General features: G+C 31.8%; 19 protein-coding genes. 5 read left to right on the forward strand and 14 right to left on the reverse strand.

The genetic code is table 11. From position 1 onward, the window contains the following. The first annotated feature begins 23 nt into the window (after window positions 1–23). The 4 genes from AC4FQX_RS00940 to AC4FQX_RS00955 are packed head-to-tail and all read left to right on the forward strand — an operon-like array spanning window position 24 to window position 3,901. Window positions 24–1,373: an exonuclease domain-containing protein gene (locus AC4FQX_RS00940; RefSeq protein WP_491165786.1), complete on the forward strand. Its 1,350-nt coding sequence runs from the start codon at window positions 24–26 to the stop codon at window positions 1,371–1,373. Window positions 1,374–1,399: 26 nt separating this feature from the next. Continuing rightward, window positions 1,400–2,245, forward strand: a complete 846-nt coding sequence (locus AC4FQX_RS00945) for an ion transporter (protein ID WP_491165787.1) — start codon at window positions 1,400–1,402, stop codon at window positions 2,243–2,245. Next, entirely contained in the window at window positions 2,235–3,146 is a 912-nt protein-coding gene (miaA, locus tag AC4FQX_RS00950; RefSeq protein WP_491165788.1) for a tRNA (adenosine(37)-N6)-dimethylallyltransferase MiaA, read from the forward strand. The genes AC4FQX_RS00945 and miaA overlap by 11 nt, the downstream gene beginning before the upstream one ends. 11 nt (window positions 3,147–3,157) lie before the next feature. After that, entirely contained in the window at window positions 3,158–3,901 is a 744-nt protein-coding gene (locus AC4FQX_RS00955; protein WP_491165789.1) for an acyl-[acyl-carrier-protein] thioesterase, read from the forward strand. A gap of 44 nt (window positions 3,902–3,945) precedes the next feature. On the opposite strand, the gene AC4FQX_RS00960 is transcribed toward AC4FQX_RS00955, so the two are convergent. The 14 genes from AC4FQX_RS00960 to AC4FQX_RS01025 all read right to left on the reverse strand — a co-directional run bounded on the left by AC4FQX_RS00960 (window position 3,946) and on the right by AC4FQX_RS01025 (window position 16,554). Continuing rightward, the gene (locus AC4FQX_RS00960; protein ID WP_491165790.1) at window positions 3,946–4,662 is read right to left on the reverse strand and encodes a response regulator transcription factor; all 717 of its coding nucleotides are present in this window, start codon (window positions 4,660–4,662) and stop codon (window positions 3,946–3,948) included. A 3-nt stretch (window positions 4,663–4,665) separates the two neighbouring features. Next, complete coding sequence (locus AC4FQX_RS00965; RefSeq protein WP_491165791.1) at window positions 4,666–6,249, reverse strand: sensor histidine kinase; 1,584 nt, start codon at window positions 6,247–6,249, stop codon at window positions 4,666–4,668. A gap of 77 nt (window positions 6,250–6,326) precedes the next feature. Next, window positions 6,327–6,920 (reverse strand): dephospho-CoA kinase, encoded by a 594-nt coding sequence (gene coaE, locus AC4FQX_RS00970; RefSeq protein ID WP_491165792.1) that lies wholly within the window; start codon window positions 6,918–6,920, stop codon window positions 6,327–6,329. Window positions 6,921–6,926: 6 nt separating this feature from the next. After that, entirely contained in the window at window positions 6,927–7,928 is a 1,002-nt protein-coding gene (locus AC4FQX_RS00975; protein WP_491165793.1) for a glycosyltransferase family 2 protein, read from the reverse strand. 219 nt (window positions 7,929–8,147) lie between these two features. After that, complete coding sequence (locus AC4FQX_RS00980) at window positions 8,148–8,960, reverse strand: enoyl-ACP reductase FabI (RefSeq protein ID WP_491165794.1); 813 nt, start codon at window positions 8,958–8,960, stop codon at window positions 8,148–8,150. Between the two features lie 17 nt (window positions 8,961–8,977). After that, window positions 8,978–9,499 (reverse strand): tetratricopeptide repeat protein, encoded by a 522-nt coding sequence (locus AC4FQX_RS00985; RefSeq protein ID WP_491165795.1) that lies wholly within the window; start codon window positions 9,497–9,499, stop codon window positions 8,978–8,980. 6 nt (window positions 9,500–9,505) lie between these two features. Continuing rightward, on the reverse strand, window positions 9,506–11,167 hold the full coding sequence (gene recN / locus AC4FQX_RS00990; protein WP_491165796.1) for a DNA repair protein RecN: 1,662 nt from the start codon (window positions 11,165–11,167) through the stop codon (window positions 9,506–9,508). A 47-nt stretch (window positions 11,168–11,214) separates the two neighbouring features. After that, the gene (gene porD, locus AC4FQX_RS00995) at window positions 11,215–12,111 is read right to left on the reverse strand and encodes a type IX secretion system protein PorD (protein ID WP_491166300.1); all 897 of its coding nucleotides are present in this window, start codon (window positions 12,109–12,111) and stop codon (window positions 11,215–11,217) included. Further along, the gene (gene coaBC, locus AC4FQX_RS01000; RefSeq protein WP_491165797.1) at window positions 12,104–13,315 is read right to left on the reverse strand and encodes a bifunctional phosphopantothenoylcysteine decarboxylase/phosphopantothenate--cysteine ligase CoaBC; all 1,212 of its coding nucleotides are present in this window, start codon (window positions 13,313–13,315) and stop codon (window positions 12,104–12,106) included. Before coaBC ends, porD begins: the two co-directional genes overlap by 8 nt. Window positions 13,316–13,322: 7 nt before the next feature. After that, the gene (locus AC4FQX_RS01005) at window positions 13,323–13,640 is read right to left on the reverse strand and encodes a DNA-directed RNA polymerase subunit omega (RefSeq protein WP_491165798.1); all 318 of its coding nucleotides are present in this window, start codon (window positions 13,638–13,640) and stop codon (window positions 13,323–13,325) included. Between the two features lie 9 nt (window positions 13,641–13,649). Beyond that, complete coding sequence (locus tag AC4FQX_RS01010; RefSeq protein WP_491165799.1) at window positions 13,650–14,444, reverse strand: outer membrane protein assembly factor BamD; 795 nt, start codon at window positions 14,442–14,444, stop codon at window positions 13,650–13,652. A gap of 173 nt (window positions 14,445–14,617) precedes the next feature. Next, entirely contained in the window at window positions 14,618–15,124 is a 507-nt protein-coding gene (locus AC4FQX_RS01015) for a ferritin (protein WP_491165800.1), read from the reverse strand. A 24-nt stretch (window positions 15,125–15,148) separates the two neighbouring features. After that, window positions 15,149–16,030, reverse strand: a complete 882-nt coding sequence (gene dapA / locus AC4FQX_RS01020) for a 4-hydroxy-tetrahydrodipicolinate synthase (protein ID WP_491165801.1) — start codon at window positions 16,028–16,030, stop codon at window positions 15,149–15,151. 2 nt (window positions 16,031–16,032) lie between these two features. Next, the gene (locus AC4FQX_RS01025) at window positions 16,033–16,554 is read right to left on the reverse strand and encodes a DUF6913 domain-containing protein (protein ID WP_491165802.1); all 522 of its coding nucleotides are present in this window, start codon (window positions 16,552–16,554) and stop codon (window positions 16,033–16,035) included. Between the two features lie 49 nt (window positions 16,555–16,603). Here AC4FQX_RS01025 and AC4FQX_RS01030 point away from each other — a divergent pair, with 49 nt between their 5' ends. Then, window positions 16,604–17,386, forward strand: coding sequence for a 5'-nucleotidase C-terminal domain-containing protein (locus AC4FQX_RS01030; protein WP_491165803.1), 783 nt, complete (start codon window positions 16,604–16,606; stop codon window positions 17,384–17,386). Window positions 17,387–17,394: the final 8 nt, after the last annotated feature.

The following is a 17,394-nucleotide window of genomic DNA, read 5'->3' on the forward strand; positions in this document are numbered from 1 at the left end:
TTTAATAGTAATAACAATTCATTTTGTACGCAATACTTGACATAGAAACCACAGGAGGACAATATAATCAGGAAGGCATCACCGAAATTGCTATATATAAATTTGATGGTCATGAAATTGTAGACCAGTTTATCAGTTTAGTCAATCCGGAAATCCCTATCCAACCTTTCGTTATAAAATTAACAGGTATCAACAATGCCATGTTACGTAGTGCCCCAAAGTTTTATGAAATAGCCAAACGTATCATAGAAATAACAGCCGATTGCGTTGTAGTCGCACATAATGCTCAATTTGATTACCGTATACTCAGAACAGAATTCAAACGACTGGGATATGATTTCAATCGGGAAACATTATGTACCGTTGAATTGTCCAAACAATTAATCCCCGATCAGAAATCTTACAGTTTAGGCAAACTCGTTTATGCCTTAGGAATTCCTATCGCAGACAGACATCGGGCAAACGGTGATGCACTCGCAACAGTAAAGCTGTTCAAAATGCTTTTAAACAAAGACCTAAAAAAGGAAATTGTAAAAAACTTTATCAAAACAGAAGTAAAACCCGGTATTTCTCCAAAACTACAAGATCTGACAGAATCCGTTCCATCCGTAACCGGCATCTATTATATCCATAAAGAAGACGGAAGTATTATTTTTATCGGAAAAAGTAAGAATATTAAAAAAAGAGTTAATCAGCATTTTACAGCCACATCCAGAACCAACAAAAAAATTCAGAATGAAGTATATGCAATAACTTATGAAAATACAGGCAGCGAACTGATCGCTTTACTAAAAGAAAAAGAAGAGATCAGAATCAATAAACCCATCTATAATAAAATCCGAAAAAAAACACTATACCCCTGGTCTTTATATTCCGAAAAAAATCAGAACGGATATCTCAGTTTAATATTGAGAAAAACAGACGGTAGAAAAAAAGAAATACTCTCTTTTACCACCTTTCTGGACGGAAAAAATGAACTGGTAAAAATAACCAAAGAATATCAACTTTCCGAAAAACTGAATCATACCAATGATACCCAGAACCAAGATCTTTTTAAATCGGTCAATACTGATATTCCGGAAGAAAATGCTTCTGAGTACAATGCCCGCGTTCTGGATTTTATAGAAAAAAACCAGTTTCGAAAACAAAATATAGTTCTGGTTGACAAAGGAAGGACAATAGAAGAACGCAGTGCAATACTTATTGAAAACGGTATATATATAGGTTATGCTTTCTATGATCTGAACTATCAAATAAACAATATAGAAATCCTGAAAAACATTATAACACCAATGGAAAATAATCGAGATACCAGAAATAGTATTCAGAGCTATATAAGAAAAAGAAAAGCTTTAAAGACACTCTATTTTTAAGAATCATTTTATCTAAAAACAGTACTATGAGAACACTGAAATCTAAATATGATGTTTTAAGGCAGAAAATACATATTATTTTATATGGTACCAATACAGTTGCCGGTAAACTATTTGATATTATTCTTTTATTTGTCATTCTGCTGAGTGTACTTTTAGTAATGCTGGAATCCGTTGAAAAACTGGATTCTAAATACCATACTTTTCTAATTGTATCCGAATGGATCATTACCATCTTTTTTACGATCGAATATATATTACGGATCATCGCAATAAAAAAACCGATTAGTTTTATTTTCAGTTTCTATGGTATCGTAGATCTGATCTCAATACTCCCGATGTATTTATCGTTTTTCATTCCTAATTCCAGAATGCTATCCGTGATCAGAGCCTTAAGACTTCTAAGAGTATTCAGAATTCTGAATCTCGTACAGTTTTCCGGTCAGGCAACACAACTCAAAGACGCTCTTAAAAGAAGCCGCAATAAAATCATTGTTTTTGTTTATTCTATTCTTGTAATATCTATATTACTGGGAGCCATAATGTATGTAGTAGAAAGTAAAGAAAGTGGATTTACCAGTATCCCAAAAAGTATTTACTGGTGTATTGTTACTCTGACCACAGTTGGATATGGTGATATTGCCCCTGCTACCCCTTTAGGACAGACAATTGCAACCTTTATTATGATACTCGGTTACGGAATTATTGCAGTACCTACAGGAATCGTTTCTGCTGAATTTGCTTTTACAAATAAACAAAATAAGACCCCAAAAACAGGAAAACCATGTAAATACTGTAATGCTAAAGACCATAATTACGATTCCCATTTCTGTTATAAATGTGGAAATGCTTTAGAAGAAAATGGAAAATAAATATTTAATAACAATTACTGGACCAACCGCTATTGGCAAAACAGCGATGAGCATCGCCATTGCACAAACTCTGAACTGCGAGATCATCTCATGCGATTCCAGACAGTTTTTTAAAGAAATGACAATAGGTACCGCCGTACCCTCAAAAGAAGAACTAACAGCCGTAAAACATCATTTCATACATAACAAATCTATCTTTGACACTTATACTGTAGGAGATTTTGAAAGAGAAGCATTACTGAAACTAAAAGAGCTGTTTCAGCATAACAATTTTGTTGTGATGGTTGGTGGTTCAGGATTATATGTAAATGCTGTTCTGAAAGGATTCGATGATTTTCCAGAAGTTCCCATAGAAATTCGAAATCAAATCATTACTAATTACGAACAAAAAGGAATTGAATATCTGCAAGAAGAACTAAAAGAAAAAGATCCGGCACATTATGCTGTTATTGCCAGAGAAAATCCACAACGCCTGATGCGAGCTCTCGAAATTTGTATCAGCACCGGAAAACCCTACTCTTCCTTCCTGAATCAGAAAAAGAATATACGTGAATTCATTCCAATAAAGATCGGTTTAGAAGCTGACAGACCTGTTATTTATGATCGCATCAATCAACGCGTAGATATAATGATAGCTCAGGGATTATTAGAAGAAGCAAAAGCTTTATATCCGGACTCTAAACTAAATGCGCTTCAAACCGTAGGCTATCGGGAACTTTTTAATTATTTCCGAGGAGAATATGATTTAGATTTTGCTATTGAAGAAATTAAAAAAAATACCAGACGATTTTCAAAAAGACAATTAACCTGGTTTAAAAAAGAAAATGATACAAAATGGTTTGATTATCAAACCCCAAAAGACAGCATCATAGATTATATCTTATCAAAGATAAAAATTTAAAATAAAAACATATGCCCATAGATACTAATTTCACTCCCGTATTCAGTAAAGACTGGAAGATCGATTTTACACAATGTACGCCAAATGGTTATCTGAAATATACAGAACTCTGTAACATGCTACAACTTACAGGAGGAGACCACGCTGAAAGTGGAGGGCTCAGTTTTTCCGATATGCAAGTACACGATCAGGCATGGGTTCTAAGCAGAATACGCGTTGAAATCGACAAACTTCCTAAATGGAAAGATACTATTACAATAAAAACATGGATTAATGATCTTCAGGGTTCCAGATCAGCAAGAGCTCTTGAAGTCTATTTAAATAATGAAAAAATAATCGGATCAACCACTTTTTGGGTTGTATTTAATACCAGATCAAGAAGACCCGAAATAATAGCATTTCCTTATGAGCATTTCTTTACCCCTTTTTCAGAAAATCAGGCTACAAAAGAAAACTTTTCAAAAATAAACATTAACAAGAACATGGAAAAAGTATTCAGTAGAAAAACAGTTCTTTCTGATCTTGATATTGTGAATCATGTAAATAATGTAAAGTATCTGGAATGGTGTCTGGATTTGGTCGATTATGAAGCTATAATCAAACAGAAAATAAAAAGCTTTGACATGAACTTTCTTAAAGAGTTAAAATATGGAGACTTTGTAGATATAAATCAGAACACCAATTCTGAAGAAGCACTCTATACTATATCAAACGAAAATAAGATTTATTTTGCCTTACAACTGAACTGGAAATAAAAAAGGTCTGATTTGAAATCAGACCTTTTATGGTATTTAATATTTTACTTTTCAGTTTTGTTTTTTACAACTAATCTGAATCCTTCTCCATGGATATTCAATATCTCAACCTCTTCATCTAATTTCAGATATTTACGAAGTTTTGCAATATAAACGTCCATACTTCTTGATGTAAAGTAATTATCATCTCTCCAGATTTTTGTTAGAGCTAATTCTCTTGGCATAAGATCATTTTCATGAATAGCCAACATTTTCAGTAATTCATTTTCTTTTGGAGATAATTTAATTGGTTCCTGATTTTTGAAAGTCAGAAAACGTAATTTAGAGTTTAGATGGAAGTTTCCTATTTCGAATTCGAATTTAGTATTATCCGTTTTAACCTCAGAAGCTTTTCTCTGAATAATAGCTCTTATTTTCATTAAAAGCACTTCAGAATCAAAAGGTTTATTCAAATAATCATCCGCACCTACTTTATAACCTTTTAGTACATCTTCTTTCATTGATTTTGCAGTCAGGAAAATCAAAGGAATTTCTTTATTTTTCTCTCTGATCTCTTTTGCTAAAGTATAGCCGTCTTTGTATGGCATCATCACATCAAGAATACATAAATCAAATGTATCTCTCTTGAATTTTTCGAATCCTTCCATTCCGTTTTTAGCCAATGTTACTTCGAAATCATTGAGCATTAGATAATCTTTTAAAATAGATCCGAAGTTCGGATCATCCTCAACTAAGAGTATTTTTTTGTTTACAGTTTCCATATCCTAATTAATTAATGGTAATTTTATAATAAAGGTACTTCCTTTTCCTTTTTCACTTTCAACGAATATTTGACCATTGTGATCATCAACTATCCGTTTAACGTAGGCCAAACCTAAACCATGCCCTTTAACGTTATGTAAATCTCCAGTATGCTCTCGGTAAAATTTTTCAAAAATTCTCTTTTGAGCTACTTTACTCATTCCCGCCCCCCGATCTTTTATTTTTATTAAAATAAAATCTTTTACATTCTCTGTAAAAACATCAATTTTGGGCATCTCCGGTGAATATTTTATTGCATTATCTAACACATTTACTATTACATTTGTAAAGTGAACATCGTTAAGTAATATTGTTGTTCTCTTTGCGTCAAAATGTGTTGTTATCGTTCCTCCTCTGTCTTCAATAATTAAATTTACATGTTCAATTGCATCCTCAATTATGTCATTAACATCCATCGGTTCTTTTTTAATTTCCAGTTCTCTTTTTTCAAGCTTGGAAATTCGTAACACATTTTCAACCTGTGCATGCATTCTTTTATTTTCATCCCTGATCATCTGCAGATAACGCTGAATTTTTTCTTTGTCATCTATAATCTTAGGATTCTTTATTGCATCTAAAGCTAAATTAATAGTAGCAATAGGTGTTTTAAATTCGTGTGTCATATTATTAATGAAATCAGTTTTAATTTCAGAAATCTGACGCTGTTTTATCAATTGATTTAACGCACTCACATACGCTAAAAGAATAATTAGTGTAAATATAATAGATAAACTTGTAATTCCTATTAATGATGAAAATATAAAGCTCTGTTTCTTAGGAAAACTAACTAATAATTGAAAATTACTGTTCCCTTCGTTATCTACAAAGATCTTATTTCCATATGTTGTATTAATATCATACTTAAATTTATCCGATTTTACTTTAGTCGCTAAACCTCCACTATAAATCCCAAATTCAAAAGGAGTATTCACTCCGTTGTTCTCCATTTCATTTTTAAGCAATGCTTCTAATTTTTCTTTAGACACTCTGTCCTGAATAGGTTTCAGAGCAGCTATATCTTTAAAAAAGATCTGAAACTGGGCTTTATCCAGAATCTCCAGCTTTCCTGATTTCTCAATCTTTAAATTTGGAGTAGTAGTATTCTGAAGCTTAGAATTATCAACTAAATTACCATCATATACTTCAGTACGCCTTTTAGAAACAAAATTCTTAAGTTTCACTGAATCCAACTTTTTATCAAAGAACGAAGAACTTATACTGTAATCCTGAGGGATTATGCTGTTCGAGTAAATTATAGTTTCATTTGTTCTGCGATCTGTCTGAACATAAAAAAATTCTTTCAGATCACTCTGTCTCGGAGCTTTACCAATACTGTCTTTCAACTGATTGTACACACTCAGATAACTATACGTTTCCTGCTCTTGCAATTTATCTGCAACATTTCCTATTACCTGCTTAACATGATATTTAAACTGTTCTTCATTATTTTCTATTGATGATTTAATCCAATAAACTTGAACTAAAATAATCCCTATCAGGGACATACTCATCATAACAACAAGTAAACGAAACAACATCTTATTCATCGAGACAAAATTAACATTTTAACACATACAAAAGATACTTATTAACCAAAAATTAACAAAAAAACTCTAATTTATTATTATTTTAATTCTTTATAAATGTTTTCCACCTGTTTTTTTGCTATTTCAACATCAGTATTATCAATTATATAATCACTTAACACTTTTTTATCATCATCATTCCACTGATTCTTTATCCTTTCCAATACTTTTTCTCTACTAATATGATCTCTTTTCATAACCCGTTCAATTCGAATCTCTTCAGAAGCAAAAACTAATATTACTGCATCACAGTCTTTATAACTTCCGCTTTCAAATAAAATAGCAGCTTCTTTTATTACAAAAGACTGATCTTTATGAGATAAAAACCATTTTTTAAAGTGTTCCTTTACAGCAGGATGGATTATCGCATTGAGTTGTTCCAGCTTTATTTTATCATTGAAAACAATCTGTGCAATTTTTTCTCTGTTTAAAACACCTCCCTCAACCACTTCCGTGCCAAATATATCTTTAATTTTATTAATAATCAAAGGAGTTTTCATTAATTTTTTAGCCTCTGAATCAGCTATATAAACCGGAACACCTAAAGATTCAAAATAAAGAGCAATAGTCGTTTTTCCACTTCCTATTCCTCCCGTTAACCCTATTATTTTTGTTATCTGTTTTTCTTTCATAATATATCAGATTTTAAAAAATAATTCCGGAAATACTTCCTGTGGTTTTTTCTTAAATAAAACAATATTAATATAGGATATTAAAAAACCTTTTCCATAACCGTAAAACTGTATTATCACAGCAAAAATAGATAATACTCCTATTTTGATACTTTTATTATATATAACGGATAAAATAAATAATAGTATAAAATATAAACTATATAATTCTACAAAAACTGTTATTCCAAAAATAATAGCAAAAAGTAATGCCGGTAAAAACCCTATTATAAAACACGAAGGAAAAAAATATGTTATTTTATTATACTCCGGATACCAGCTGTTCAGGATTGGTCTTACTTTTCCAAATTTGTTAACCTGTGTATAAAATCGAGACCAGTCTATTCTCCTTTTATGATACACATACGCAGTAGATACTAATCTGGTTTTAAATCCCATATTCCATAATCTGATAGACAGATCAGGATCTTCACCCGGATGAATATTTCCAAAACCTCCCGAAAATTCAAAAGCTTTTTTGGAAATCCCCATATTAAAACTTCTCGGCTGAAATTTATCTATTTTCTCAGAACCTCCACGAATACCTCCTGTGGTCATAAAAGAAGTCATTGCAAAATTAATTGCTTTCTGAATATCGGAAAAAGAATCCAGAGCCTTATCCGGACCGCCAAAACAATCCACATATTCCTGCTGCAAAGCCAAATCCACTTGTTCTAAATACTCTGGCGGAAGAATACAATCTGAATCCAGAATGATAAAATAATCTCCTTTTGCCTTTTTCATTCCAAAATTTCTGGAATCCCCCGGACCTGAATTCAATTTAAAATAATAAGAAACCTTTAATCTATTCTGAAATTTCTGAACTACTTCCTCACAGGTTACTACTGAACCGTCTTCAACAATAACTATTTCAAAATCATCCGAAAAAGACTGTTTTAAAAGACTTTCCAAAAGTTCTTCTACTTCATCCGGTCGATTATAAACAGGAATTATAAATGAATAATTCATAAACTAATTTTGTTTTTTTGTATAATAAAATGTTCAGATCTGAAAATAGTATAGCTATAAGAACTTTATTTCCGTTTAGAAATAGTCTTAATTCATGCTTAAAAGTCTTATTTAATGAGAATATGAACCTAAATCATTCAGGCAAAGGTAAATGTTAAAAAAAACAAAAGCTACTAAAAAAGTAGCTTTTGAATAAAATAATATGAAATTACGAGAAAATTATTCCGAAAGAGCCTCAATTATTTCCTGACTTACTCCTGTATTCGAAAAACCTCCATCATTATATAAATTCTGTAATGTTACTTTTCTTGTCAGATCAGAGAACATTGCCACAGTATAATTAGCACAATCCATAGCAGTTGCATTTCCAAGAGGAGACATTTTATCTGCAAAAGTAATAAAACCATCAAACCCTTTCACTCCCTGCCCTGCTGTAGTTGGTGTTGGTGACTGAGAAATTGTATTTACTCTTACTTTTTTATCTTTACCAAAGAAATATCCGAAGCTTCTGGCAATAGACTCTAAATAAGCCTTATTATCTGCCATATCATTATAGTTAGGAAAAACACGTTGTGCCGCCATATAAGTAAGCGCTACAATACTTCCCCATTCGTTCATTGCATCTTTTTTATACAAAACCTGCATTACTTTATGAAAAGAAACGGCAGATACATCCCATCCTTTATTTGTAAAGTCATAATTCATATCCGTATAATGATTTCCTTTTCTTACATTAACTGACATTCCAATTGAATGTAAAACAAAATCAATTTTACCTCCTAAAATTTCTGTAGCTTTCTCAACCAAATTCTCAATATCTTCAACAGAAGTAGCGTCAGCAGGAATGATTTGTGAACCTGTTTTTTCTGCTAACTGATTAATTGTTCCCATTCTCATTGCAATAGGAGCATTAGTCAACACAAAAGTTCCTCCTTCTTCGTGCACTCTTTCTGCTGTTTTCCAAGCAATAGAATTTTCATCTAGAGCACCGAATATAATTCCTCTTTTTCCTTTTAAAAGATTATAAGCCATAACTTAGTTTTTATATATTATTTAAACCTCAATTTAATTTTTTCAAATGTACTCATTTTATTCTTTAACCTATTCAGATTGATATTCATATTATCAATAAAAATAGGATTTGTCGCACCATCTCTGGCTTCTGCATAATATTTATAAGACTCCAAATAGTTTTTTTCTATTTCATATATTCTACCCGATTCACTATAAAATGAAGCCTTATCAACCCCTTCTATAGTATCTAAAGTATGCTTAATAAGCATCTTTGCTTCCTGATAACGAGCAACTTCTATCAATAAATAAGTGTAATTTAGATAAGGAGGTGGATATTTTGGAGCAAATTTCATTGCTAATTTATAATGATATTCTCCTTTTTCATAATTACTGTATTTTGTACAGTAGATCCACCCTAAATGATTGTGTGCTCTTCCATAATCAGGATATTGTTGTAATAATTCTTCTAAAAGCTCTTTCCCTTCAGGGATCTTTCCTTCTGAAATAAGAGTATCTGCTTTTAAAAATAAGTTTTCAGCATAGCTAACATCCTCCATAACTCTCTAATCTTTTGTAAATAATAATTCTTTAGCATGAATTAAAGCACTTTCCGTGACCTCATTCCCTCCCAGCATCTGTGCTATCTCAATTATGCGCTCTTCTTCATTTAAAAACTTCAGTTCTGAAAGTGTACCTTCGCCAACTGTTGATTTAAACACTTTGTAATGTTGGTTTCCTTTTGCAGCAATCTGAGGTAGATGTGTTATTGCAAGAACCTGCATTTGTTTACTCATATCCCTCATTATATCACCCATTTTATGAGCAATCTCACCAGAAACACCTGTATCAATCTCATCAAAAATAATCGTTGGCAATTTTGAATATTCAGCCAATATTGCTTTTACAGCCAGCATAATTCTTGATAATTCTCCCCCGGAAGCTATTTTTTTCAGCAATCCGAAATCAGAACCTTTATTAGCAGAGAATAATAACTGAATTTCATCTTTACCATTTTGGAAATAATGATCTGTCGGAGTAATTTCGATCTTAAACTGAGCATTAGGCATTCCTAATAAATTCAGAATCTTTATTAGCTTCTCTATTAAAACGGGTACTGCTTTATTTCTATTTTCATGAATAGAAGCATTTAATAAATCCAGTTTCAGAGAAGACTCTTCAATTAATTTCTCTAAGGTTACTATTCTGGTTTCCAGATCACCAATAGCAAGAATTTTAGTATCCAATTCCTGTTGAATCTCTAATAATTCCTCAACCGAGTTTACCTGATGCTTTTTTTGCAGATTATAAATGACCTGTAGTTTCTGGTTGGTCAGACTTAACTGTTCCGGATCATTAATCAATAACTCTGAATGTTGCGTCAGTTCATTTATAATATCATCAAACTCCAGCAACACACTATTAGTACGTTCAGAAAGCTGATTATAATCAGTAGAAAAAGCAGCTATTTTCTGTAAAGTTGATTTTACTTCTTTTAAATTAGAAACAATCCCTATCTGTTCTTCATTAGAAAGAGCCAAAGATTTATCCAGTGCCTCCTTAATGAACTCAACATTATTAAGTTGTTCATATATACTTTCCAGATCCTCCTGCTCTCCTGTCTTAAGTTGAGCTGTAAGTAATTCTTCTAAAAGGAATGTATTATAATCCTGTTCCTTTATTATCTCCTGACGCTCCTGAACCAATTTGTTCAGAGCGTTCTTATCATTCTTATATTTTTTTAAACAAGACTGATATTCTGTAATCTTATCCTGATTATTTGCAATTGCATCAATAATCTGGAACTGATACGTTTCATCAGACAATTCCTGTGTCTGATGCTGTGAATGAATATCAATCAAATATAACCCTAATTCCTGTAGTTCCTGTAAATTTACCGGACTGTCATTGATAAAAGCTCTTGATTTTCCTGATGGTAATATTTCGCGTCTGATAATGGTCTGATCATCATAATCCAGATCATTATCAGAAAAGAAAGATTGTAAATTATATTCTGAAAGACTGAATGAAGCTTCTATAACACATTTTTCTTCTTTATTTTTTAAAGATAGCAGATCGGCTCTTTTTCCAAGAATTAAACCTAAGGCACCTAATAAAATAGATTTACCCGCACCTGTTTCTCCTGTAATAATTGACAACTTATCTGAAAAATCAATATTCAATTTTTCAATCAAAGCGAAATTCTTAATGGAAAGTGTCGTTAGCATAAATTATTATGGTTCTTAAAAAAAATTATTATTGATCTGTATTGAAATCAATAGGTCATTTTACTCCACTTAGTTGAGTTCAATGGAGAAATTCTGTTCAGAGTATCTAATAGATCTGATATATTGATTTTTGGTCCGCCTGTAAAGATTGACACTATCTCATCAGCTTTAGAATCAAAAAATATCCTTGTTAAAAAAGCATTCGGTCGTACCTTATGTAACTTTGCTAAAGTTACTAAAGCTACTCTAATATTCTCTTTTGCTCCTTTCGGATTATCACTCATAAGGTCTAGTCCTTCAAAATGATATTTATACATTGCTGCTCTAAAAGAACTATACGAATTAGATAACATATCATTAATTAGGAAATATCTGTTCTGATTAGTTCCTTCAGACTGTTTCCATCCTTTATAACTACTTTGCTGTGCTATATTTGCAATATCATGAGCAGTTTCAAAAAAAGGAGTTCCTCCATTCAGTTCAAAAGTATCAGCATCTAATCCCAGAATAAAATTAACATAAAAAGCTACTGTTGAAGCTAAATTCGAATCAAAAGTATTCGGATCAAAATTTAATTTTTCAAACTCCTGATATCTAAAACTAAAATCTTTATCACTATAATTAAAAATAGTTGTAGAATAACTAGAATCAAACACAGGTCTTGAAGACTGAATCTGTATTGTTCCTACAAACATATCTGAATTATATTCTGATAAATTGATAAATATAGAACACTCTATCTTTTCACTTTGTTCATAAACCTGATCGGTCCATTTCGTATTATTAACAAAATCAGATAATGCTCTTTCCAAATTCTTAAAAATAGTTCTATCCGAATTTGGAATTCTGTCTGTATTAATCGTCACCTGACAATTTAATTCCTGTGCATCAGCAACAAAACCAAAAAATAGGAATAAAACGATTATACTTATTATTTTATGCACCATAATGAGCTATTACTTTATTTAAAATATCACTTGCAACCTCTTCTTTGGATTTTAAAGGCATTGATTCTACATTTAAAAATTTATCTATAAATGTAACTTTATTAGTTGGCTTACCAAAACCTGCCCCTTTATCATTCAAAGAATTCAGAACTATCAAATCTAAGTTTTTTTTCTGAATTTTCAATTTTGCATTCTCAATTTCATTTTCTGTTTCTAAAGCAAACCCAATTACAAACTGATTCTTTTTCTTTGTCCCTAAGGAAGCCAGAATATCTTTTGTTTTTTCCAAAGTTATTACAAAATCCCCTTCTGTTTTTTTTATTTTCTGATCAGCTATCGTTTTTGGTCGATAATCTGAAACCGCAGCCGCTGCAATAAGTACATCAACGCTATCAAAATAACGATGGGATGCATCATACATCTCTTGAGAAGAAACAACAGGAATAAGAGTTATAAGAGAGTGATTAATGGTCAGATGTGTAGGTCCTGCTATTAAAATCACTTCTGCACCCAGATTTGCAGCACTTATAGCCAGATCAAATCCCATTTTACCGGAAGAATGATTTCCTATAAAACGAACAGGGTCAATTGCCTCATAGGTGGGACCGGCTGTAATTAATATTTTTTTCCCTTTCAGGGGTAGTTTATTTTCTAAATCTGCTTCAAGAAAAGCAATAATATTTTCCGGTTCTGCCATTCTCCCTTCTCCGGAAAGTCCGCTTGCTAATTCTCCGCTTTCAGCCGGGATCATACTATTCCCAAACTCTTTTAATGCTTTAAAACTAGATATTGTTGAAGGATGTTTATACATGTCCAGATCCATTGCCGGAGCAAAATAAACGGGACATTTAGCTGATAAATAAGTTGCAATCAGAAGATTATCACAATTACCGGTAGCCATTTTCGATAATGTATTTGCAGTGGCAGGAGCGATTAAGATTAAATCCGCCCACAATGCTAAATCTACATGGTTATTCCATACTGCATTCTCGTCTTCCTGATTGTAAAATGCAGAATGCACAGGATTTTTAGAAAGAGTAGATAAAGTAAGAGGTGTTACAAAATCTTTAGAAGCAGGTGTCATAATCACTTGAACCTGGGCACCTGCTTTTATAAAAAGTCTAACTAACGATGCTGATTTATAGGCGGCTATTCCACCAGAAATACCCAGTATTATTTTTTTACCGCTTAAAACAGACATCTAATTCTTATTTAGTAGTTTCTCTATAATAAATTTTATCATCTAACCATTCCTGTACAGCTAAAGCATGTGGCTTAGGTAATTTTTCATAGAATTTTGAAACCTCAATTTGTTCTTTGTTTTCAAAGATTTCCTCAAGACTGTCATTATAAGTAGCAAACTCTTCTAATTTTTCAATCAATTCCTTTTTAATCTCAGAATTAATCTGATTTGCTCTTTTAGCTATAATCGTTATAGCCTCATACACATTACCTGTCGGTTCCTCAATCGTACTCTTGTTGTAAGTAATTGTGTTAACCGGAGCAGTAGTCTTTTTTAAATCCATGGCTTTTTATTATTTAGAAAATTGTTGTAATTCTTTATCAATAGTAGCTAACATATCATCAGCTTTTTCTTTATATTTTGTATCTGCTTTGAATTTCATCAGACCGGCATAAGCAACTTTGGCTGTATTTAATCGTTCTTCCATTTTTGAAGGGACGCTGTTAATTGCCAATTTATAAGTTGCATCAAACTTATAAAATAATGCTGCTTCCTTATAAGGTGTTCCGGGATAATCCGCCACAAAGTTATCTAAAACTTTGATTGCAGCCTTATAATCTGAAATAGTATTATATTGTTTTGCTATCTCAAATGCTTTTTTCTCCAGTTTCAATCTTAATGTTTGCACTAACTCATTCGCTTCCGGTAACAACTCCGAATTAGGATAGTCATTAATAAAAGTCTGTAATTTATCAATTGCTTTTGCTGTATCTACCTGATCTAATGTATAAACAGGTGATAAAAACGTATAACTTTTAGCTCCTAAAAAAGCTGCTTCTTCTCTCTTCTCACTTCTGGGATAAGCAGATGCAAAACTTTCAAACTGATATCCTGCTGAATAATACTGCTTGGTCTTATAATAAGATTGTGCATACATATAAAATAACTTCTCTGCCTGAGGTTTACCACGATAAGACGGGGCAATCTGCTCAAAAAGACGAATTGCTTTACTGTATTTTCCATTATCATATAACTTTGTTGCCAAATCATATTTTACGGCAATGTCTTCTGACTTTAATGCTTTCTGAAACTCACTACAAGAACTAAAAGCAACAACAATAAGGAGTAACGATAAAAATTTATTCATTTTTTAGATTAGGTTTTATTGATTATTCGGGCATTCTCTGCCTATAAAAAACCAACTGCAAATTTAATTATTAATTAGACAATACAAAACATTTTTTTTATTAGTGTAAAAGCACTAAAAAACAAAAAAAAGATGCCGTTAGCTGACATCTTTTATAACTCTGTTTTTTGTATTTATTGTACTGTTTTTTGTGAGTTAAAATTCTTCATATCATTATCAAATAAATAAAGTCCTCCTTTATCATCTCCAATTAGATTAATTTTATCTAAAATAGTTCTGGCAGATGCTTCTTCTTCTATTTGTTCTGAAACATACCATTGTAAAAAGTTATGTGTTGCATAATCTTTCTCTACAAGACTGATATGTACCAGTTCATTGATGCTCTGAGAGACTTTTACCTCATGTTCAAATAATTGTTTGAATACTGCTTTAAAGGAAGAATAATCTAATGAAGGCTCATGAATCGCAGGGATTTTTGCCTGACCACCTCTCTGATTAATATATTTTACCAGTTTTAGCATGTGCATCCTTTCTTCATCAGACTGTGCATACATAAATGTTGCGATCCCTTCAAACCCTTGTACTTCAGCCCATGAAGCCATTGCTAAATATATTTGTGAAGAATCAGACTCGACTCCTACTTGCTTATTAAGTGCGCTTTCTATTGATTTTGATAACATAAATTTATTTTTTTACAGAAAAGCCTAATTTACAATTTTCTTTACAAAATCAACTATTCTTACTGCTAAATCTTCGTTAACATTTACTAAAGGTAACCTCAAAGTATTCTCAGACAATTTCAGCGCTCTGAATATTTCTTTGATTCCTCCGGGATTTCCCTGTTCAAAAATCATATCGATACTATCCATTAACTTATACTGTAACTGATAAGCCTCATCTGCTTTTCCTTTAAGCCCTAAACGAATCATTGAAGAAAATTCTTTTGGAAACCCTTGACCAATAACGGATATCACTCCTGCTCCTCCTGCCAAAACAATAGGTAAAGCAACCATATCATCTCCTGAGATCACTAAAAAATCTTTTGGTTTATGCTGAATCAGTCGCATAGCCTGTACAATATCTCCTGCTGCCTCTTTTACACCAATAATGTTTTTAAAATCATTTGCTAGCCTTAGGACTGTTTCCGGCAATACATTACTTGCTGTTCTTCCCGGTACATTATATAGAATAACAGGCAAAGGAGAAGCCTCCGCAATTGCTTTAAAATGCTGATAAATCCCTTCCTGCGTTGGTTTATTATAATAGGGAGAAACAGATAATATAGCTGAGAAATGGGAGAAATCACCTGTTTTCAATTCCTCAACCAGTTGATGGGTATTATTCCCCCCAACACCGAGAACTAAAGGAAGTCTTCCTTTATTTGCCTCTGCTACTGTCTTTATAACTAGCTTCTTTTCATCATGGTTAAGCGTTGCAGGCTCTCCTGTTGTTCCTAAAACAACTAAATATTCCACACCTCCATCAGTTACATAGTCTACAATCTTTTTTAAAGCATCTGTATCTACTGATAAATCTTTTTTAAATGGAGTAACTAACGCAACTCCTGTTCCCATAAATGACTGCATAACTATAACTTGTTTAGTATTTTTAAATATTTGAATAATTCATCTGTAAAAATCTGGTACTTATTAGGCTCAACATCAATCATAAAATGATTTAACCTCTTCTCAACAGTAGCAAATCCTGTTTTAAAATCTGCTTTAGACTGAGAAGTAATAAAAAAAAGATTTACCTCTTCTCTGTCATAATAGCTGATCAACAAATCAAAATTTTCATTCACAAACGATTGAACTTCTCTCCTTTTTATTGTATTGGACCATCCGATATCTTTATTACCGAATAATGGATATTTACTATTTACATCCTCTTTTTTTAGATTTTTTTTATAAATTAATACTTTAAGGTCTTCCTGCCGAACACCTTTAGCAAGTAAACTTTTTATTAAAGCTTCTTTTTCATGAAAAGAAACTGTATCAATTAAAAGCCCTATAGATTTAATCTTCCTGGAAGAATTAGTACTATTAACATTAACCAAACTTTTATTTAATCTTTTTTTGGCTAAAAAATTCTTTATAAAATTTAAAAACATAGTATTTTTACTTCGTAATACAAATTTAACTAAATAAGACGCACTTAGAATGACAAATCTAAAAAAGTATCCTGTTGTTTTAAAACAATTTGTTTTATTCTTAACATTTTTATCAGTAATTTCTTGCAGTCAGCAAAGATTCAATATTACTGAAATTAAGGGAAAGAATATAAAAATAACAGAAAATCAATCTCAATCAACTGAAATTGAAAACTTTATAAAACCATACCGTGAGCACATCAATAAAGATCTGGACAACATTTTATGCTATAGCCCTGAAACGTTAGATAAAAGCGATGGGAAATGGCAGACCAAAATCGGAAGCTTAATGGCAGATATCACACTAGAAGAAGGAAATCCTATTTTTGAAGCTCGTGAACATAAATCAATCGATATCTGTCTTCTGAATCATGGAGGGATTCGGGCTATTATCCCTAAAGGTAATGTAACAAGCAGAACCGCTTTTGAAATCATGCCTTTTGAAAACAGTTTATTTGTAGCAGGAATAAAAGGAGATAAAATAATTGAAATGGTAAATTATCTTATTGCTTTTAAAAAACCACATCCACTGGCAGGTATGAAGATTGTTCTGAATAAAGATGAAACAGCGTATACAAGTATTACCATTCAGGGGAAACCACTTGATTTAAACAAGACATATTATATTGCTACTTCTGACTATTTAATAAACGGAGGAGACAATATGAATTTCTTTAAAGGAGGGGAATCCTATGATATGAATTATAAATTAAGAAATATCTTAATAGACTACTTTAAGAAAACAGACACTCTGCCTGTTACTTTTGACGAACGAATTAGTATAGAAAAATAGCAAACCAG

Source organism: Flavobacterium sp. AK-301, from assembly GCF_058310215.1.